The organism is Pseudomonas sp. LFS044 (genome assembly GCF_047978245.1).
In the GTDB taxonomy this organism is placed as follows: domain Bacteria; phylum Pseudomonadota; class Gammaproteobacteria; order Pseudomonadales; family Pseudomonadaceae; genus Aquipseudomonas.
Genome location: NZ_JBFPFX010000012.1, coordinates 1 through 19,496, shown reverse-complemented (window position 1 = coordinate 19,496; position 19,496 = coordinate 1). Strand labels below are relative to the sequence as shown.

The window sequence follows — 19,496 nt, the reverse complement described above, 5'->3', positions numbered from 1 at the left end:
TGCTGATGTTGGACGTTGCGATGCCTAGTTCTGTACCGGCTCGAAAAGGCTCACGGAGCTGGCATCCACCGCCTTGGGCAGCAGCCCCTCGCGGTAAAAGGCATCGGCGATGCGCTGCTGTTCAGCCAGATTTTCCAGCTTCACCGGCTGCACGTCATAACTGCGCCGGGCGTTGGCCTGCTGCACCGTGGCGCTGTCCAGGTTGCCCCACAGCGGCCCAAGGATACGCGCGGCCTGCGCCGGGTTGGCCTTGGTCCAGGCACCGGCCTCGCGCAGGGCCAGGTACACCTGCTGCAGCACTTCGGGGTGGGCCTTGGCGTAGTCGCTGCCAGCCAGGTAGTAACGCTGGTAGCTGGCCAGCTGGCTGCCATCGGCCAGAATCCGCGCGTTCTGCTGGCGCTGAGCACTGGCCACGTAAGGGTCCCAGGTTACCCAGGCATCGACCTTGTGGTTTTCGAAGGCGGCTCGGCCGTCGGCGGGAATGAGGTAGGCCGGGGTGATGTCCTTGAAGGTCAGCCCGGCCTTGGCCAGGGCCTGGATCAGCAAGTAGTGGCTGCCGGCGGCCTTGGTCACCGCCACGCGCTTGCCCTTGAGGTCGGCCAGGGTCTTGAGTGGCGAGTCCGACGGCACCAGGATCGCCTGGGCCGTGGGTGACGGGGTTTCCCGGGCAAAGTAGGTGAGTTTGGCGCCGGCGGCCTGGGTGAACACCGGCACGGTATCGGCAACGTCCGCCGACAGGTCGACATTACCCAGGTTCAGAGCCTCCAGCAGCGGCAGGCCACTTGGAAACTCGTGCCAGCTGACGCGGATGCCCTCGGCCTGCAGGCGTTGTTCGAGGCTGCCTCGGGCCTTGAGCAGGGTCAGCAGGGTCGAGGACTTCTGGTAGCCGATGCGCAGGGTCTGCTCGGCATTGGCCAGGCTCGGCAGCAAGGCGCTGGCCAGCAGCGCCAGGCCGAGCCGGCGCAGGGGTTTGATTGGCATGGGAAAATCTCCGCTGTCAGGGTTGCGCGGCCAGCTTGGCGGCACCGGGAAGGGTGAAACCGCTGGCGAAGGTCGGTGCCACGTCGAGGCGTTGGGCCATCAAGCCATGGGCATGGTAGAAGTCGGCGGTGTCCTGCTGTTCGGCCACGGTTTGCGGGTCGATCAGCTGCCAGCGCAGTTGGCGACGCTCGAACTGCAGGCGGGCGGCGTCTTCGGGGAAGCCGATGATCGCCGCCAAGGTTTTCGAATAGCTGTCCACATGTTGGTTGGCCCAGACCTGCGCGCCGGCCAGCCGGTTGAGGTAGTCCTGCAGCGCTGCGCGCCGGGCGGGTTGGTCCAGGGCCTTGTCGGTGGCAGCGAGGAAGCTGTTGCCGCTGGACAGGCCACGGCCGTTGACCAGCACCCGGCCCTGCCCGCTCAACTCGGCCAACGCGGTATAGGGCTCCCAGGTCGACCAGGCATCGACCGCACCGTTGGCCAGGGCGATCTTGGCGTCCACCGGCCCGAGAAAACGCAATTCCACGTCCTTCTCGCTCAGCCCGGCCTGTTCAAGCGCCTTGAGCGCCAGATGGTGGCCGATCGACCCGCGACCGGTGGCGATGCGCTTGCCCTTGAGGTCGGCCGCGCTGTGCAGCGGTGCATCGGGGCGCACCAGCAGCGCCGTGCCATAGGGGTCGGACTTGTCCACGGCGATGGCCTTGACCGGTGCCCCCGAGGCCAGCACGAACAACAGCGGCGCATCGCCGATGATGCCGGCATCGATCGCCCCGGCATTGAGCGCCTCGGCTAACGGTGCGGCGGCGGGGAACTCGGCCCAGTGGATGTCATAGGGCAAATCGCGCAAGGCATCGGCGGCTTCCAGCTGTGCGCGCATATTGCCCTTCTGGTCGCCGATGCGCAGGGTCAGGCGCTCCGTGGCGCTGGCCTGGCCAACCAGCAACAGTGCTGCGGCAAGGGTGAACAGCTTCGTGCGGATGGACATGGCGCTCCTCGATGTCTGGGCAGGCCGCGTCATGCGGCCCGGTCTGTGACTCTAGCGAGAACCGTCAAATAAATTAAATTGATTTTAGGAATAACCTAATATGCGTTTTAATCTTGCCAGACCCTGCAGATGGCATTACTCGCCATTGCGATTATGCTAATGCCTTATGTTCCCGTGCCACCCAGTGAGCGCCGATTATGAAAATCGATGATATGGACGCCTTCGTCGCGGTCATCCGTTGCCAGTCCACCAACCTCGCCGCCGAAGCCCTGCAACTGACCCAGCCGGCCATTACCCGCCGGGTGCAGAACTTCGAGGAAGACCTCGGCGCCACCCTGCTCGATCGCAACACCAAGCCCCTCAAACCCACCCCCATGGGCCTACGGGTATACGAGCAGTGCAAGGCGATCTTGCGCGAGATCGACGCGCTGCGCGAACTGGTGGCCAACGATGGTGCGCCGTCGGGTACCCTGCGCCTGGGCGTGCCGCAAACCCTGGGCGACGTGGTGCTGCTCGATGCCCTGGCGCAGATTCGCGAGGCCTACCCGCAATTGCGCACCCAGGTGAGCAGCGGTTGGGGCAGCAGCCTGATCGCGCGCATGGAAAACGGCGAGCTCGACGCCGCCGCCGCGCTGTTCCCGCCGGGCAAGATCTTCCCCGAAGGCATCGCCAGCCAATCGATCGCGCGCATGCCGCTGAAGGTGGTGGCGGCCAAGGGCAGCGCCGCCAAGCGCAGCTACAAACTCAAGGACTGCTACACCCGTGGCTGGGTGCTCAACCCCGATGGTTGCGGTTTCCGCGCCGGGCTGCAGCGGGCCCTGAGCGAGCAAGGGCTGAGCCTGTCGATCAACCTGGAAACCTTCGGCACGGAGTTGCAACTTGGGCTGGTCGCCAATGGCCAGGGGCTGGGGCTGGTACCCGAGCCGCTGCTGCAGGCAAGCCGGCATCGCGATGCGCTGGATGTGCTCAACGTCACTGACTTCAAGCCGCAGGTGGACCTGTGGTTGTTCCATCCGCGGTTCCTGGGCAACCTGCAGGAGCCTGTGGAGCTGTTTGGCGAAGTTGCCGGGCATCGGTTGCTGGGTTGACCCTGACGGGGCGCCATGCGCCCCAAGCACTAAATGCAATTTACGCATAACATGATAGCAACTAGATGCTTTAAATAAATAATTAGCATAGAACCAAAAAGACTTTTACAGCCTTCATCCATACGAATACGGTCTTAGCCAACACACCGTCATTCAGGGATGAAACCCCATGAGTCACCCCTCCGACAGCGCCCTTGCCGAGCTGACACAGGCCCTTGCGGCCAATGCCGAGCGCTATGACCGCAGCGCCTGCTTCCCGCAGGACAACTTCGACCTGCTGCACCGCCACGGCCTGCTCGCCTTCACCGTGCCCCGAGCCCTCGGTGGCGCTGGCGCAGACCTCGCCAGTGCGCGCCGAGTCATTGGCGCGGTGGGCAAGGGCGACCCGGCCACCGCGCTGATTCTGGTCATGCAGTACCTGCAGCACTTTCGCCTGCAGGACGAAGCCCGTTGGCCCGAACACCTGCGCCAACGCGTGGCCCGCGATGCCGTACAACACGGCGCGCTGATCAACGCCCTGCGCGTCGAGCCGGCACTCGGCACCCCTGCCCGCGGCGGCCTGCCTGCCACCGTGGCGCGGCGCACGGCCGAAGGCTGGCGCCTGAGCGGGCGCAAAATCTATTCCACCGGCAGCCATGGCTTGAGCTGGTACCTGGTGTGGGGCCGCAGCGACGACGCCGACCCCTTGGTCGGCGGCTTCCTGGTGCACCGCGACACGCCCGGCATCACCATCGTCGACGATTGGGACCACTTGGGCATGCGTGCCACCTGCAGCCATGAAGTGCGTTTCGACGAGGTGTTGATCCCCCTCGATCACGCTGTCAGCGTCAGCCCTGCCAGCGCGCCAAAGGCCGAACTCGATGGCGAGAGCCTGTTGTGGATGGCCGTGCTGCTACCGGCCGTGTACGACGGCGTGGCCCGCGCTGCCCGCGACTGGCTGGCGGGCTTTCTCAAGCACCGTGCACCCTCCAACCTGGGCGCGCCATTGGCCAGCCTGCCGCGCTTTCAGGAGGTGCTGGGGCGCATCGACACCCTGCTGTTCGCCAACCAGAGCCTGCTCGATGCCGCAGCCAGCGGGCAGGTCGCGCCGCAGCATGCCGGGCAGCTCAAGCACCTGGTCAGCGCCAACGCCATCCAGGCCGTGGAACTGGCAGTCGAAGCTGCCGGCAACCCCGGGCTGTCGCGGCGCAACCCGCTGGAGCGACACTACCGTGACGTGCTCTGCAGCCGCATCCACACGCCACAGGACGACGTGGTGTTCGGCCAGGTCGGCCGCGCCGCGCTGCTGGAGGCTCGGGGATGAGCCATTCGATCATTGCCAGCCAGCTCGACGCCCAGGCCAACCAGCACCTGCGTGATCACCTGCCGGACCATCAAGTCATCGACATTGCCCCCGGCCAGCTGGCCCTGCAGGCCCCTGCCGATGTGTTCATCCTGCGCCCGATCAATGTGCGCGGGCAGCGCGTCGACAGCCCGCCGCCGGGCTGGCCGTGGGGCCTGAAATGGGTGCAGCTGGTGTCCTCGGGCATCGACTTCTACCCCCCTTGGGTATTCCAGGGCGCGCAGGTCACCAGCGGCAAGGGCGCCAACGCCGAGCACGTGGCCGAGTTCGCCCTGGCCCTGGTGTTCGCCGCTGCAAAGCAACTGCCGGGGTTGTGGGTCAAGGATGCCGACTGGCGCCTGACCCCCTTGGCACCGCTGCGCGGCCGCACCCTGGGCATTCTCGGCTTTGGCAGCATCGGCCAGAGCCTGGCGCGCAAGGCCGTGGCGCTGGGCATGCGCGTGCTCGCCCTGAGCCGCCCCGGCCAGGCCATCGCCGATGTGCCTGGGGTGGTGCGCGCCGCCGACCTGCAACAGCTGTTCGCCGGCAGCGATCACCTGGTACTGGCCGCCCCGCTCACCGCTGCCACCCGCGGCCTGGTCGGCCGCGAGGTGCTGGCCCATGCCCGACCGGGCCTGCACTTGATCAATATTGCCCGTGGCGGGCTGCTCGACCAGCAGGCGTTGCTGGAGGCGCTTAACAGCGGCCTGATCGGCCGCGCCAGCCTGGATGTCACCGACCCCGAGCCGCTGCCCGCCGGCCACCCGCTGTATCACCACCCGCGGGTGTTCCTGTCACCGCACACCTCGGCCATTTCCGAAGACGGCTACCCGGCCTTCCTCGAAGCCTTCATCGCCAACTTCCACCGCTACCGCGAGCAGGCGCCCCTGGCCAACCTGGTCGACACCGCACGCGGCTACTAATTACCGGAGAGCACACCATGAGTTCACTGTCTGCCGTCACCACCAGCGCCCCTAGCGTGCGCGACCGTGTCAGCGCCGAAGAGTGGGAGGTGCGGGTAAAGCTGGCCGCAGCCTACCGCCTGGCCGCCCTGTTCCGCTGGACCGACCACATCTACACGCACTTCTCGGCCCGCGTCCCGGGCCCCGAGGAGCACTTTCTGATCAACGCCTTCGGCCTGCTGTTCGACGAGATCAGCGCCTCCAACCTGGTCAAGGTCGACGTCGACGGCACGATCATCGACGACCCGCTGGGGCTGGGCATCAACCAGGCCGGCTACGTGATCCACAGCGCCATCCACCGCGCCCGCCCCGACCTCAAGGCCGTGCTGCATACCCACACCCGCGACGGTGCGGCGGTATCGGCCCAGCGCGATGGCCTGCTCCCTATCTCCCAACACGCCCTGGCCTACTACAGCCGGGTGGTTTACCACGATTACGAGGGCGTGGCCCTGGACCTGGACGAGCAGCAGCGGCTGGTGAACAACCTGGGCGACAGCAACATCCTCATCCTGCGCAACCACGGGCTGCTCACCGGGGGCATCAGCGTGGAACACGCGTTCCGCGAACTGCATGGGCTGGAGCGTGCCTGCAACATCCAGGTGGCGGCCCAGGCCGGGGGCAATGACCAGCTGTTGCATGCACCGCAGACGGCAATTGCCAAGGTGCACGAGCAGTCGAAGCGGTTTTCCGATGGCAAGGGGGAAGGCATCCAGCGGCACTGGGATGCATTGATACGGCAGCTGGACCGTGAGGGCCGCGGTTACCAGGACTGAAGCAAACACAGCTGTCGCCTGTGCTTGCCGGCGAAGAGGCCAGTACAGGCAAAACCATTCCGATCAAGGACCACCCCATGCCCCCACTGCACCGCCTGTTTGCCATCGGCGCCCTCGCCCTGGCCCTTACCGCCTGCTCTCCGGACGATGGCAGCACCGCCGGCAAAACCCTCAGCGTCGCGTTCTGGGGCGATAACACCACCCTGGTCAGCGTCGACCCCTTCCAGGTCTACTGGCTGGAACACCGGGTACTGCTGCGCAACGTCGCCGAGTCGCTCACCGACCAGGACCCGGACAACGGCCGCATCATCCCGTGGCTGGCAAAAAGCTGGGAGGTCAGTGCCGACGCCTTGAGCTACACCTTCCACCTGCGCCAGGACGTCACCTTCAGCAATGGCGAGCGTTTTGACGCCCACGCCGTGAAAAGCGCCTTCGACAGCAACAAAGCCTTCGCTACCCAACTGCCCGCAACCTTTGGCGCCACCTACCTGGCCGGCTACGACCACGCCGAGGTGCTCGACGACTTCACCGTGCGGCTGGTGCTGTCGCGGCCCAACGCAGGCTTTCTGCAGGCCACCTCCACCACCAACCTGGCGATTCTCGCGCCCGCCTCATACCGGCTGAGCGCACAAGAGCGCTCGCTGGGCAAGATCATCGGTACCGGCCCGTTCACCCTCGAACACTACACCCCCGAGGTCGGCGCCCGCCTGGTCAAGCGTGCCGACTATGCCTGGCCGTCGGCCAACATGCGTAACCAGGGCCCGGCCCATGTGGATGCCGTGGACATCAGCTACATCCCCGAGGAGAGCGTGCGCAACGGCCTGTTCCTGCAGGGCAAGGCCGACATCCTGTGGCCGCGCAACCCGTTCTCGGAGGTTGACCTGAAGCTGTTCCAGTCCAAGGGCGCGACCATCCAGAGCCGCTCGCTGCCAGGCCCGGCGCTGAACCTCTACCCCAACACCCGCAACCAGCGGCTGCTGGGTGACCGCCAGGTGCGCCTGGCGCTGCAAAAGGCCATCGACCGCACCAGCTACGCACACACCGTCTACAACGCCGAGTTCCCGGTAGTCAGCGGCGTGTACGACGTGACCACGCCGTACTTCAAGCCCCAGGCCGACAAGCTCGCCTATGACCCCAAGGGCGCCGAGCAGCTGCTCGACGCCGCCGGCTGGCACAAGGGCGAGGATGGCTACCGGCACAAGAACGGCCAACGCCTGACCCTGCGCTACAACCTCACCCCCGCCGAAAGCGCCGGTGACGTGCTGGTGCAGGACCAGTTGCGCAAGGTCGGCATCGACCTCAAGCTGAATGTGCTGACCCGCGCCGAATGGGTGGCCGGCAACGCGGCTGGCAACTACGACCTGACGTCCACCTACATGACGCGCGCCGACCCGATCATCCTGCAGACCATCCTCGATCCACGCGCGGCCAACAGCGCCACGGTCGCTACCAACACCTACGAGCCGCAGACCCTGGCCAAGGCCCAGGCGCTGTTCGACAGCGGCATCACCGCCACCGCCGACCCGCAGCGTGCCCAGGCTTACGGCCAATTGCAGGACCTGCTGACCGACGAGGCCTCGGCATTCCCGCTGTATGAGCGCGTCTGGCAGGCCGCCACCGCGCCGCGGGTCAAGGACTTCCGCTGGACCGCCGAAGGCTTCGCCCTGTTCAGCGACATCCAGGTCGGCCAGCCATGAAGCGCTACCTGACCGGCCGCATCGGCCAAGCGCTGTTGGTGTTGTGGGGCGCCTATACCGTCACCTATTTCATCCTTTACATGCTGCCCGGCGATACCCTGGCGATCATGCTCAGCGCCTCTGGCATGGAGGCCGACGGCCTGTCTCCCGAGGACCTGGCCAAGGCCCGCACCTACTATGGGCTGGACAAAGGGCTGTTCGAGCAGTACTTCGACCTGCTGTGGCGCGCCCTGCACGGTGACCTTGGCCAGTCGTTGTCTCTCGGCAGGCCAGTCACCGCGCTGCTGGCCGAGCGGCTGCCGCAAACCCTGGCGCTGGCAGGTACTGCCATTGTGCTGTCGTTGCTGGCCGGGGTCGGCCTGGCCTACCTGACCGCCTACCTGCAATGGCGCCCGCTGAAGACCGCACTGGCGCGCCTGCCGTCGCTGGGCTTTTCAGTGCCCGTGTTCTGGATGGGCCTGCTGCTGATCCAGGTGTTCGCCTTCGCCCTTGGCTGGCTCCCGGCCACCGGCAGCCAAGGCCTGGCCAGCCTTGTGCTGCCGGCGATCACCCTGGCGATCCCCAGCGCTGCGGTTTACGCCCAAGTGCTGCAGCGCGGCTTTCAAGGCGTGTGGCAGGAGCCCTACATCACCACCGCCTTCGCCAAAGGCCTGAGCCGGGCCCAGGTGCAGGCGCGCCATGGCTTGCGCAACGCGGCCTTGCCGCTGCTCACCCTGGTCGGCCTGCAGGTCGGCAACACGGTGTCCGGCGCGGTGCTGGTGGAGACCATCTTTTCGCGTAACGGCGTTGGCCGCCTGGCCCAGGAAGCCGTGCTGCGCCAGGACATCCCGGTGGTGCTGGCGATCGTTGCGGTATCAGCCGCCGCCTTCGTGCTGGTCAACCTGATCGTCGACCTGCTCTACCCCTACCTCGACCCGCGCATCACCCACACGGCCAAGGTGAGCTGACATGACCATCGACATCCCCCTGACCCCGATCGACACCCAGCACACCAGCGGTATGGCGCCTCCCGCCACGCCCTGGAAACGTCGCACGCGCCTGCAGCGCGCGTACCAGGCCTTGGCCCCACTGCTACGCCGGCCTGGCTTCAGCCTGGCCCTGTTGATCGTACTGTTTGCCCTGTTCGCGGCACTGGCCCCGCAGTTGCTCACCAGCTTCGACCCTTACGCCACCTCGCCCGCCGACAAACTCAGCGCCCCCAGCGTGGTGCACTGGTTTGGCACCGACGAGTTGGGCCGCGACCTGTATACCCGGGTGGTGTATGGCGCGCGCCTGTCGGTGCTGGCAGCACTGTTGGCGGTGACCATCGCCCTGGTTGGCGGCCTTGGCCTGGGCGTTCTGGCCGGCTTTGCCGGCGGGCGGGTCGACGCGGCGTTGATGCGCCTGATCGACGTGTTGCTGGCGTTGCCCGGCCTGCTGCTGGCCTTGGCCATCGTCACTGCCATCGGCTTTGGCACCGTGCCGGTGGCTGTCGCTGTGGGTGTCGGCATCATCCCGGGCTTTGCCCGCACCACCCGCGCCGAAGTGCTGCGGATCAAGACCCTGCCCTATGTCGAGGCCGCCCGCCTGGGCGGCGCCAGCTGGGTACGCACGCTGCTGCGCCATGTGCTGCCCAACGCCTGGGGCCCGGTGGCGGTGCTCGCCACCCTGGACTTTGGCGCGGCCATCCTGGCCACCGCCGGCCTCAGCTTTCTCGGTTTCGGCGCGGCACCGCCAGCAGCGGAATGGGGCACGCTGATCGCCAACGGCCGGCACTTCCTGATTACCGCCCCTTGGGTATCGCTGCTGCCGGGGCTGTTCGTGGTGGCTGTGGTGTTCAGCCTCAACCACCTGGCGCGCAGCGCCGAGGAGCATGCCCGATGAGCCAGCCACAGTTGATCCAGGTGCGTGACCTGAGTGTCAGTTACACCTTCGCCGGGCAACGCACCCAGGCCGTGCGCCAGTTGTCGTTCAGCCTGGCCCAGGGCGAAACTCTGGCGATCGTCGGCGAGTCCGGTTCGGGCAAATCGACGCTGGCCAATGCCCTGCTCGGCCTGCTGCCGGCCAACGCAAACATCGAGCAGGGCGAGCTAAGGGTCGATGGCATCGATGTGGCGCAGGCCAGCGAGCGCGTCAGGCGTAAGCTGCGCGGCCGCACCATCGCCTTGGTGCCGCAAGACCCGATGGTCAGCCTCAACCCCACCCTGCGTATCGGCCGGCAGATTGCCGAGGCGCTGTTGCTGGCCCATGACGGGCGGCGTTACCCGGGGCTGGACGCACAAGTGCTGGCGCTGCTCGAGCAGGTCGGCATCGACGAGCCGCCGCTGCGCGCCCGCCAGTACCCCCACGAGCTGTCCGGCGGCATGCGCCAACGGGTGCTGATCGCCATCGCCCTGGCCGGCGACCCCCGGCTGATCATCGCCGACGAGCCCACCAGCGCATTGGACGTGACCGTGCAGCGGCGCATTCTCGACCACCTGCAGCAGCTGGTGGCCGAGCGCGGCATCTCGCTGTTGATCATCACCCATGACCTGGGCATGGCCTGCGACCGCGCCGACCGCCTGCTGGTGATGAAACAGGGCGAGCTCGTCGAACATGCCTCGCCCAGGCAGATCCTCTGGGGCGCACAGCAGCCCTATACGCGTGACCTGCTCAACGCAGCACCCGCCTTCGTGCCGCGTAAACGGCCGCCTGGCGTGCCAGCGCAAACACCGCTGTTACGCCTGAGCAATGTCGGCAAGCGCTTCGCGCTGCCCGGGCAGCACGCGCACTTTACCGCGCTGCAGGGCCTCAACCTCGAGCTGCATGCCGGGCAGACCCTGGCCATCGTCGGCGAATCGGGCTCGGGCAAGAGCACCGCGCTGCGCATCGCCCTTGGGCTGGAAATGCCCAGCCAGGGGCGTGTGGAGTTCGCCGGTGTCGACGTCAGCGCCTGCAGTTGGCGGCAGTTCCGGCCCCTGCGCCGGCGTATTCAGCTGGTGCAGCAGAACCCGTTCGCCGCACTCGACCCACGCTTCACGGTGTTCGACAGCATCGTCGAACCGCTGGTGTCGTTCGGCCTGCTCAAGGGCGCTGCGCTGGAGCGCAAGGCCCGCGAGCTGATCGCCCGGGTGCAACTGCCGGTGCACTTCCTCGACCGCCTGCCGCGCGAGCTGTCGGGCGGCCAGCGCCAGCGGGTGGCGATCGCCCGGGCATTGGCCCTGGAGCCCGAGGTGCTGTTGCTCGACGAGCCAGTCAGTGCGCTGGACGTATCGGTGCAGGCACAGATCCTCGCCCTGCTGGCCGACCTGCAGCGCGAACTGGGCATCGCCTATGTGCTGGTCTCCCATGACCTGGCGGTGGTCGCGAGCATGGCCGACCACGTGCTGGTGCTGCGGCGCGGGCAGGTGGTCGAGCAAGGGCCGGCGGTGCAGGTGTTCGGCAGCCCGGCCAGCGCCTACACGCGGGCGCTGATCGAGGCGATACCCGGGCATTCACGCAGCGTGCTGCCTGTGGCGGTTTGACGGTTGTGCCGCGCGGTACGTGGTGCCGTGCGCAACAGACATTGAGCATTATCTGGCAAGAGGTATTGAACGTGAGCAAACGACAGATCCATCTCGGCGCAATGATCCACGGTGTCGGTCACGGCTGGGGCGAATGGCGCCACCCCGAGGCGCTGGCCGACGCCAGCGTCAACTTCGGTTTCTACAAGCAGCAGGCGCAACTGGCCGAGGCCGCGAAGTTCGACTTCGCCTTCATCGCCGACAGCCTGCACATCCACGCCCGCTCCAGCCCCCATTACCTCAACCGCTTCGAGCCGCTGACCATTTTGTCTGCGCTGGCGGCGGTCACCTCTCACATCGGCCTGGTAGCCACGGTCACGGTCAGCTACACCGAACCGTTCCAGGTCGCCCGCCAGTTCGCCTCGCTGGACCTGATCAGCGGCGGGCGGGCCGGCTGGAACGTGGTGACCTCGTGGCTATCGGGCACCGCCGACAATTTCGGCAAGGCAGAACACCCACCCCACGCCGTGCGCTACCGCATCGCCCGCGAGCATGTCGATGTGGTCCAAGGCCTGTGGGACTCGTGGGAAGACGACGCCTTCACCCGCGACAAGCGCACCGGCGAGTTCTTCGACCCCACCAAGCTGCACACGCTGGGCCACCAGGGCGAGTTTTTCAAGGTCAAGGGCCCGCTGAACATCCAGCGTTCGCCCCAGGGCCAGCCGCTGATTTTCCAGGCCGGCGTGTCGGAGGATGGGCGCAACTTCGCCGCGCAAAACGCCGATGCGATCTTCGTCAACCCCGAGTCGTTCAGCGATGCCCGAGCCTATTACCAAGACCTGAAACAGCGCGCTGCGCGCCATGGCCGCGACCCGGAGCAGCTGTTCATCCTGCCGGGCATCCGCCCCATCGTCGGCCGCGACGAGGCCGAGGTAGAGCGCCGTTACCAGGAGGCCGTCGAGCTGGTGAGCATCGAGGACGCCCTGGTCGCCCTTGGCCGCCCGTTCAACGACTACGACTTCAGCCAGCACGACCTGGATGCGCCATTCCCGGACCTGGGCACCCTCGGCGACAACAGCCACAAGGGTACCGCCGACCAGCTCAAGCAACTGGCCCGCGAAGAGGGCCTGACCCTGCGCCAACTGGCACTGCGCTTTTCGCGCCCGAGGCGTGACTTCACCGGCACCCCGGAACAGGTGGCCAATGCCCTGCAGGACTGGTTCGAGGACCGCGCCGCCGACGGTTTCATCATCAATTCGCTGCTGCCCGATGGTTTGCAGTACTTCACCGAGCTGGTAGTGCCCCTGCTGCAAGCGCGCGGCCTGGTGCGCAGCGAGTACACCGGCCGCACCTTGCGCGACAGCTTCGGCCTGAGCGTACCGACCAACCGCAACACGCTGCGCCGCGAGCCGACCGCGGTCGCTTGAACCGCCCTGGACGAAAAGGAGTTCCACTGCATGAGCCTCGAATTCATTGGCCTCATCGGCCCTCAGGAAAGCAGCGAATCACAAGCCCCACGTGGCCCGTTGGTTGACCTGGACTTCATCAAGGCCTTCGCCCAGGCCCAGGAATACGCCGGGTTCGACAAGGCCCTGCTGGCGGTCAATACCAGCGCGCCGGACGCGATGATCCTGGCCAGTTACGTCGCCGCAGTGACCGAACGCATCGGCCTGCTGGTGGCGCATCGGCCCGGTTTCCAGGCGCCGACCTTCGCCGCCCGCCAGTTCGCCACCCTCGATCAGCTCAGCCGCGGCCGCGCCTCGATCAACGTGATCACCGGCGGCGACAGCGGCGACCTGCAGCGTGACGGTGATTTCCTCGACAAGGATGCCCGCTACGCACGCACGGACGAATACCTGCAAGTGCTGCACAAGACCTGGACGCAGACCACGCCGTTCGACCACCACGGCGAGCACTACCGGGTAGAGGACAACCTGACCCTGGTCAAGCCGGTGGACAAGCTGCCGGTCTACTTCTCCGGTGCTTCGGATGCGGCGGTGGAGGTGGCAGCCAGGCACGCCGATGTCTACATGATGTGGGGCGAGCCCCTGGAGCAGGTGCGCGAACGCATTGCCCAGGTACGCAAGGCCGCGGCTCGCTACGGGCGGGAGAACCACATCCGCTTCAGCCTGTCGCTTCGGCCGATCCTGGGGGCTACCGAAGACGAGGCCTGGGCCCGGGCCGAGCGCATCCTGGCCGACGCCAGGCAACGCATCGGCATCCGCCAGGGCAGCCGTCGCGAGAAGAACTTCGGCAAGAGCAACGTCGGTTCCGAACGCCTGGTGCAACTGGCAAGCCAGCGCAAGGTGCACGACACCCGGCTGTGGACCGAGATCGCCGCGCTGGGCGGTGGCGCCGGCAACTCCACCTCGCTGGTGGGCACCCCTGAGCAGGTGGCCGAAGCGGCGCTGGCGTATTACCAACTGGGTGTGAGCACCTTCCTGTTTCGGGGTTTTGACCAGTTGCGCGATGCCGTGGACTACGGGCAAACACTGATTCCACGGATCCGCGCACTGGTTGCGCAGCAACAAGATGGCCGCACCACCCGCAGCGCCTGACCTGGACCGGCCCTTTCACGGTTAGCGCCGCGAAGGGGCCTGCGGACCTCCCTGACCCGTATTCAGACCACCAGCCCACATCGGGCCTGGTGCAACGGCGCGTGGGTGTTTGTGGTGAACTTTCATGCGCCCTTCATTGCCCAGGCAACACCACATCAAAATCACGCTTGCGCATTTATAAAGCCGCCTATTATCAGCAATAAACATAATTAACTTAGAACAAAAAAACCTTTCACAGCCGCGTGAAAGTCCATTAGGTTCTTTCAACCGACCCCGACATGGCGGAGGCAAATGGATTTGTGCCAGCCGCTGTCGGTCCGTCTTTCGATCCGCCTGCCCGTTGCGCACATCCGAACTCAACCTTTTCGGAGCATGCGACATGGGATTGTCCCGTAGAGATCTGATCACCCGCCTCGCCGCCATTGGCGGCTATTCAGCGGCCCTTGGCGCGCTGGGGCAGAATGCCCTGGCCGCCACCTTCGAGCCCCTGCAACTGGCCGCCAACGGTGGCAACGGCAAACGCGTAGTGATTGTCGGCGCCGGTATTTCCGGCCTGGTATCCGCCTACGAGCTGCGCAAGGCCGGCTTCTCGGTCACCGTGCTGGAGGCCCGTGAGCGCGTCGGTGGCCGAGTCTGGACCCTGCGCCAAGGCGACCGCATCGAGCATAACGACGGCAGTTCGCAAACGGTCGAGTTCGACCCAGGCCACTTCTTCAACGCTGGCGCCGCACGCCTGCCAAGCCATCACCTGACCATCCTCGGTTACTGCCGCGAACTGGGGGTGGAGCTGCAGGTGCTGGTCAACAGCAGCCGCAACGCCCTGGCCCAGCCTGACCTGGCACGCCCACCGCTGCTGCTGCGCCAGGCGGTCAACGACACCCGCGGGCACTTCAGCGAGCTGCTGGCGCGCAGTGTCAAGCGCAACAGCCTCGATGCCGAGCTCAGCAGCGGCCAGCGCAAGGCGCTGCTGGACTTCCTCAAGGTGTACGGCGACCTCGACAGCCAGCAGCAATACCGCGGCTCGGTGCGCGCCGGCTATAGCCGCTTTGCCGGCGCCGGGGACCAGACACCGGTTCAGCGCCAGCCGGTGCCCCTGGACCAGTTGCTCGACAGCAACCTGCTGCTGCCGCTGGTGTTCGACGAGATCCCCGAGTTCTCCTCGACCATGTTCCAGCCGGTCGGTGGCATGGACCAGATCCCCAAGGCGTTCTACCGCCAGGTCAAGGACAGCGTGCGCCTGAGCGCCGAAGTGCTGGGGGTGGAAACCACTGACAACGGCGCCAAGGTGGTCTGGCGTGACCGCAAGAGCGGGCAGCAGCACATCGAGCAGGCCGACTACGCCATCGTCACCCTGCCCCTGCCCCTGCTGGCCAGGCTGCCGAACAATTTCAGCACGGCATTCAAGCAGGCCATCGGCACCGCCGAAGGCGACAAGGCCAACAAGGTCGCCTGGCAATCGCCGCGCTTCTGGGAAACGGATTACCAGATCTACGGCGGCCTCAGCTACATCAACCACGAAGCACGCACCCTGTGGTACCCCAGCGACCACCTCAACAGCGCCCAAGGTGTGTTGGTCGCCACCTACAACACCGGCTTGGTGGCCGAGCAGTTTGCCACCAAGCCGCTGCAGGCCCAGGTTGCCTCGTCGCGCCAGGCGGTGGAATCGCTGCACCCGGGCCACAGCCACAAGCTGGGCCGGCCGGTGGTGGTGAACTGGTCGAAGATCCCCTTCAGCGAAGCCCCGTGGATCGTCCACGACGAAGTCGCCCAGCCTGGCTACGACCTGCTCAACCAGCCCCAGGGCCGAACCTGGCTGGCCAGCGATGCCCTGGCCCATGGCGGCGTGGGCATCTGGCAGAACAGCGCGGCCGAATCCGCCCGCCGGGTTGTCGGCCTGATCGCCCGCCATGCCAACCAGGCCACCCGCGGCGCAGCCGCCTGATCGTCAAGGAAACCACAGCATGCCTCGTCTTCTTCTGCTTGCCGGAGTGCTCATGTCGCTGACCCTCAATGCCCATGCCGATGGCATCAAGCGGGTCGCCCCGCCTGGCTCCAACTTCCCCATCTCGCAACTGGTCACCGTGCCGGCCGGCAGCCAACTGACGTTCGTCAGCGGCACCTTGCCGGATGTGGCCGACGCCAAGGCGCCCAAAGGCACTATCGCGGCGTTCGGCAACACCGAAAGCCAAACCCGTTCGGTGCTGAACAAGCTGCGCACGGCGCTGCGAAGCCAGGGCCTGGATCTAGGCGACATCGTCCAGTTACGGGTGTTCCTGGTCGGCGACCCGGCCAACGGCGGCGCCCTTGACTTCACCGGGCTGCAAGCGGCCTACAGCGAATTTTTCGCCACCGCCGAGCAGCCCCGCACACCGACCCGCACGGCCATCCAGGTGGTGGCGCTGCCGCTGCCGGGCGCACTGGTGGAAATCGACGCGATCGCGGCCAAGGCGCCCTGAGCGCGCCCGCCGAGCCACACAAGGAACTGCGTGCATGAAGCAAGCCTTTACCTCTGCCCCGCTATTCACCATGGCCTTCGCCGCCGGCCTGCATACCGCGCCGGCACTGGCCGACGAACCTGCTGCCCAGGCCCTGGGTACGGTGATCGTCACCGGCAACCGTGGCAGTGAAAAACGTACTGTCACCAGCAGCCCAGTGCCCATCGACGTGATCAGCGCCAAGCAGCTGCAGGAAACCGGCAAGCCGGGCCTGATGGAAGCCCTGAGCGCCAGCGTGCCGTCGCTGACCCTGCCGGAAAAGACCGGCTGGGACGCCAGCGGCATGGCCCGCGCGCCAAACCTGCGCGGGCTCAACGCCGCCCAGGTGCTGGTGCTGGTCAACGGCAAGCGCCGCCACACCAGCGCCACCCTGAACATCAGCGGCATCAACGCCGGCGCCGCCCCAAGCGACCTGGACCTGATCCCCATCAGTGCCATCGACCATGTCGAAGTGCTGCGTGACGGCGCAGCGGCCCAGTACGGCTCGGACGCCATCGCCGGGGTGATCAACGTGATCCTCAAGGCCGATACCAGCGGCACTGCCGTGACCACTGCGGGCCAGGGCTACGACGGCAAGAAACAGACCGTGCAGCAAAGCCTGAACAAAGGCTTGGAGATCGGCCGCGAGGGCATCCTCCAGCTGGCGCTCGACGCCCGCAGCCAGAACGACGACAACAAGGCCAGCGCCAACGGCTACAGCCAGGCCGAAGCGCTGGAACGCGCCGGCAAGGTCACCTACGGCGGCTACGGCACGCCGAAGATCAACCTGCTGACCCTGGGCTACAACGCCGAACTGCCGCTGCAGGACGACCTGACCCTGTACTCGTTCAGCACCTGGTCGTACCGCAAGGCCGAGCAGGGCCAGAACTTCCGCCTGCCGACCATCGTCAACACCATCACCACCGGGCCCAACGGGCGACCGGCCGGCTACACACCCACCTGGTACATCGAGGAGTACGACTACCAGGCGGCATTCGGCGCCAGGGGCCTGGCTGGCGAGTGGGACTGGGATCTGTCCAGCACCTACGGGCGCAACGAGGCCGAACAGGGCACCTGGAACAACCAGAACCCGTCGCTGGGCGAAGCCACGCCCAACCATTTCGAGTCCGGCACCTGGGTCAGCTCGCAGCTGACCAGCAACCTCGACCTGCGCCGCAGCTTCGAGGTAGGCCTGGCCAAGCCGCTGGACGTTTCCTGGGGGCTCGAGCAGCGCCGCGATACTTACCAGGTGCAGGCCGGCGACTGGGCCAGCTGGGCAGACGGCGGCTACTGCGCGGCACCTGGCAATTGCGCGGCTTCAGGCGCGCAGGTCACCAACGGCATCTCCCCGGCCGAGGCCACCAGCGCCAGCCGCAACAGCTACGCCGGCTACCTGGACGTGGGTTTCAACCCGCTCCCGCAGTGGTACTGGGGCGCGGCCCTGCGCTATGAACACTATGATCGCGGCATCGGTGCGACCCGCAGTGGCAAGCTCACCACCCGCTACGAGCTGACCCCCGAACTGGCCGTGCGGGCCACGGTGAGCAACGGCTTCCGGGCGCCCTCATTGGCCAACAGCCTGTTCAGCGCCCGCTCCACCACCTACGGCGTGGTCGACGGGGTGTACCAGTCGATCAACTACGGCGTGTTGCCGGTGGATTCGGCCGCCGCCAAGGCACTCGGTGCCGAGCCGCTCAAACCTGAAAAATCTGCCAACTACAGCCTGGGGCTAGCCTGGCAGCCCAGCGAGCGCCTGGCCTTCACCGCCGACGCCTACCTGATCAACGTACGCGACCGTATCACCCTCACCGGTACCTTGCTCGGCCCTGAGGTCACCCAGGCCCTGCTGGCCAATGGCATCGACTCGACTTCGGGCGGCCAGTATTTCACCAATGGCGCCAACACCCGCACCAAGGGCCTGGACCTGGTGGGCAGTTATGACCAGGACCTGGGTGGCGCCGGGACTGTGAAGTGGACGGCGGCTTTCAACTGGAACGACACCGAGATTCTCGATTACAAGCAGAGCGTGAACATTCTCGGCACGCCGTACGAGCTGATGAACCGCCAGGCGCGCAACCTGCTCACCGAGGTACAACCGCACACCAAGCTGATCCTGGGGGGCAACTGGCGCCTGGACCGCTACCGGGTCAACCTGGGGCTGACCCGTTACGGTTCCTGGCGCGAAGTGAATGCCGCCAACGACCGTTCGCTGGACCGCGACTACAAGGCGCGCTGGATCACCGACCTGGATGTGGGCTACCAGCTGACCAAGGACCTGGAGCTGGCAATCGGTGCGCGCAACCTGTTCGACGTGTACCCCGAGCGCCAGGCCCCTGCCAGCAAGACCATGGTCAAGGGGTACGGGGTGTACTCGCCGTATGGCTTCACCGGCGGGTATTATTTCGGGCGACTGACCTACACCTTCTGACACGGCGTCCGCGCGCGTCTGTCACTGACGTTACTGGCCTGAAGCAAACGTAGGAGCGGATGTATCCGCGATGCGCCGCGCGGGCGGCGCTCGATCTCACAGACGCTGAAGATTTCAAGGCGAACACATCCGAACACCGCACTCACCCCAGGGCATGTAGGGACCGCTTCGGGTCGTAAATGACCGCAAACGCCCCATGGCGGACACCGTGCCAACGCCCTGTAGTCAGTACCGGCCTCATCGCCGGCAAGCCGGCTCCCACAGAGATATCACCAGCCTCCAGGCCTGCGCAGTACCTGTGGGAGCCGGGCTTGCCGGCGATGGGCCGCGAAGCAGCCCCGGCCTTCGGATGTCCGCCATGACATCGTCTGCGCCTATGAGATCGAGCGCCGCCCGCGCGGCGCATCGCGGATAAATCCGCTCCTACGTTTGTTTTTGGCCAATTATGTCTGAGGGGTGCGCGCGACCGCCTTGGTGCATGACGCAATATCGAGTCGTACAAACAAGGGTTCGCGCGCGTCTGTCACTGACGTTACTGGCCTGAAGCAAACGCAGGAGCGGATTTATCCGCGATGCGCCGCGCGGGCGGCGCTCGATCTCACAGACGCTGAAGATTTCAAGGCGAACACATCCGAACACCGCACTAACCCCAGGGCATGTAGGGACCGCTTCGGGTCGACAGCTGCCGGTCGTAAATGACCGCAAACGCCCCATGGCGGACACCGTGCCAACGCCCTGTAGTCAGTACCGGCCTCATCGCCGGCAAGCCGG

15 protein-coding genes are annotated in these 19,496 nt (G+C 66.3%); 13 read left to right on the top strand and 2 right to left on the bottom strand.

Translation table 11 applies throughout. From position 1 onward, the window contains the following. Window positions 1-24 precede the first annotated feature (24 nt). The gene (locus tag ACNQPL_RS12360; RefSeq protein ID WP_416466876.1) at window positions 25-981 is read right to left on the bottom strand and encodes an aliphatic sulfonate ABC transporter substrate-binding protein; all 957 of its coding nucleotides are present in this window, start codon (window positions 979-981) and stop codon (window positions 25-27) included. Window positions 982-997: 16 nt separating this feature from the next. Next, entirely contained in the window at window positions 998-1,963 is a 966-nt protein-coding gene (locus ACNQPL_RS12355; protein WP_416466875.1) for an ABC transporter substrate-binding protein, read from the bottom strand. A gap of 197 nt (window positions 1,964-2,160) precedes the next feature. Here ACNQPL_RS12355 and ACNQPL_RS12350 point away from each other — a divergent pair, with 197 nt between their 5' ends. From ACNQPL_RS12350 to ACNQPL_RS12290, 13 genes are all read left to right on the top strand, one after another. Beyond that, window positions 2,161-3,051 (top strand): LysR family transcriptional regulator, encoded by an 891-nt coding sequence (locus ACNQPL_RS12350; protein ID WP_416466874.1) that lies wholly within the window; start codon window positions 2,161-2,163, stop codon window positions 3,049-3,051. A gap of 169 nt (window positions 3,052-3,220) precedes the next feature. Next, complete coding sequence (locus ACNQPL_RS12345) at window positions 3,221-4,354, top strand: acyl-CoA dehydrogenase family protein (RefSeq protein ID WP_416466873.1); 1,134 nt, start codon at window positions 3,221-3,223, stop codon at window positions 4,352-4,354. Next, window positions 4,351-5,295 (top strand): D-isomer specific 2-hydroxyacid dehydrogenase family protein, encoded by a 945-nt coding sequence (locus tag ACNQPL_RS12340; protein ID WP_416466872.1) that lies wholly within the window; start codon window positions 4,351-4,353, stop codon window positions 5,293-5,295. The genes ACNQPL_RS12345 and ACNQPL_RS12340 overlap by 4 nt, the downstream gene beginning before the upstream one ends. A gap of 17 nt (window positions 5,296-5,312) precedes the next feature. Then, entirely contained in the window at window positions 5,313-6,107 is a 795-nt protein-coding gene (locus ACNQPL_RS12335) for a class II aldolase/adducin family protein (protein ID WP_346612438.1), read from the top strand. 77 nt (window positions 6,108-6,184) lie between these two features. Continuing rightward, the gene (locus ACNQPL_RS12330; RefSeq protein ID WP_346612437.1) at window positions 6,185-7,804 is read left to right on the top strand and encodes an ABC transporter substrate-binding protein; all 1,620 of its coding nucleotides are present in this window, start codon (window positions 6,185-6,187) and stop codon (window positions 7,802-7,804) included. Next, complete coding sequence (locus tag ACNQPL_RS12325; protein WP_346612436.1) at window positions 7,801-8,751, top strand: ABC transporter permease; 951 nt, start codon at window positions 7,801-7,803, stop codon at window positions 8,749-8,751. Before ACNQPL_RS12330 ends, ACNQPL_RS12325 begins: the two co-directional genes overlap by 4 nt. Before the next feature lies 1 nt (window position 8,752). Then, entirely contained in the window at window positions 8,753-9,667 is a 915-nt protein-coding gene (locus ACNQPL_RS12320) for an ABC transporter permease (protein ID WP_416466871.1), read from the top strand. Beyond that, a complete protein-coding gene (locus ACNQPL_RS12315; RefSeq protein ID WP_416466870.1) occupies window positions 9,664-11,286 on the top strand; it encodes a dipeptide ABC transporter ATP-binding protein in 1,623 nt (540 codons plus the stop codon). Before ACNQPL_RS12320 ends, ACNQPL_RS12315 begins: the two co-directional genes overlap by 4 nt. A 71-nt stretch (window positions 11,287-11,357) precedes the next feature. Beyond that, window positions 11,358-12,692, top strand: a complete 1,335-nt coding sequence (locus ACNQPL_RS12310; protein WP_279928993.1) for an LLM class flavin-dependent oxidoreductase — start codon at window positions 11,358-11,360, stop codon at window positions 12,690-12,692. 30 nt (window positions 12,693-12,722) lie between these two features. Beyond that, entirely contained in the window at window positions 12,723-13,823 is a 1,101-nt protein-coding gene (locus ACNQPL_RS12305; RefSeq protein ID WP_279928991.1) for an LLM class flavin-dependent oxidoreductase, read from the top strand. 379 nt (window positions 13,824-14,202) lie between these two features. Next, the gene (locus ACNQPL_RS12300) at window positions 14,203-15,765 is read left to right on the top strand and encodes a flavin monoamine oxidase family protein (protein WP_416466869.1); all 1,563 of its coding nucleotides are present in this window, start codon (window positions 14,203-14,205) and stop codon (window positions 15,763-15,765) included. A 19-nt stretch (window positions 15,766-15,784) separates the two neighbouring features. Continuing rightward, window positions 15,785-16,279 carry a RidA family protein gene (locus ACNQPL_RS12295; protein ID WP_416466868.1) on the top strand — a complete coding sequence of 165 codons (495 nt, stop codon included), beginning with the start codon at window positions 15,785-15,787 and terminating at the stop codon, window positions 16,277-16,279. A 34-nt stretch (window positions 16,280-16,313) separates the two neighbouring features. Next, window positions 16,314-18,725 carry a TonB-dependent receptor plug domain-containing protein gene (locus ACNQPL_RS12290; RefSeq protein ID WP_416466867.1) on the top strand — a complete coding sequence of 804 codons (2,412 nt, stop codon included), beginning with the start codon at window positions 16,314-16,316 and terminating at the stop codon, window positions 18,723-18,725. Window positions 18,726-19,496: the final 771 nt, after the last annotated feature.

Coding starts and splice junctions, on each gene's coding strand:
- ACNQPL_RS12360 (WP_416466876.1), bottom strand. CDS start 981: ATGCCAATCAAACCCCTGCGCCGGCTCGGCCTGGCGCTGCTGGCCAGC.
- ACNQPL_RS12355 (WP_416466875.1), bottom strand. CDS start 1,963: ATGTCCATCCGCACGAAGCTGTTCACCCTTGCCGCAGCACTGTTGCTG.
- ACNQPL_RS12350 (WP_416466874.1), top strand. CDS start 2,161: ATGAAAATCGATGATATGGACGCCTTCGTCGCGGTCATCCGTTGCCAG.
- ACNQPL_RS12345 (WP_416466873.1), top strand. CDS start 3,221: ATGAGTCACCCCTCCGACAGCGCCCTTGCCGAGCTGACACAGGCCCTT.
- ACNQPL_RS12340 (WP_416466872.1), top strand. CDS start 4,351: ATGAGCCATTCGATCATTGCCAGCCAGCTCGACGCCCAGGCCAACCAG.
- ACNQPL_RS12335 (WP_346612438.1), top strand. CDS start 5,313: ATGAGTTCACTGTCTGCCGTCACCACCAGCGCCCCTAGCGTGCGCGAC.
- ACNQPL_RS12330 (WP_346612437.1), top strand. CDS start 6,185: ATGCCCCCACTGCACCGCCTGTTTGCCATCGGCGCCCTCGCCCTGGCC.
- ACNQPL_RS12325 (WP_346612436.1), top strand. CDS start 7,801: ATGAAGCGCTACCTGACCGGCCGCATCGGCCAAGCGCTGTTGGTGTTG.
- ACNQPL_RS12320 (WP_416466871.1), top strand. CDS start 8,753: ATGACCATCGACATCCCCCTGACCCCGATCGACACCCAGCACACCAGC.
- ACNQPL_RS12315 (WP_416466870.1), top strand. CDS start 9,664: ATGAGCCAGCCACAGTTGATCCAGGTGCGTGACCTGAGTGTCAGTTAC.
- ACNQPL_RS12305 (WP_279928991.1), top strand. CDS start 12,723: ATGAGCCTCGAATTCATTGGCCTCATCGGCCCTCAGGAAAGCAGCGAA.
- ACNQPL_RS12300 (WP_416466869.1), top strand. CDS start 14,203: ATGGGATTGTCCCGTAGAGATCTGATCACCCGCCTCGCCGCCATTGGC.
- ACNQPL_RS12295 (WP_416466868.1), top strand. CDS start 15,785: ATGCCTCGTCTTCTTCTGCTTGCCGGAGTGCTCATGTCGCTGACCCTC.
- ACNQPL_RS12290 (WP_416466867.1), top strand. CDS start 16,314: ATGAAGCAAGCCTTTACCTCTGCCCCGCTATTCACCATGGCCTTCGCC.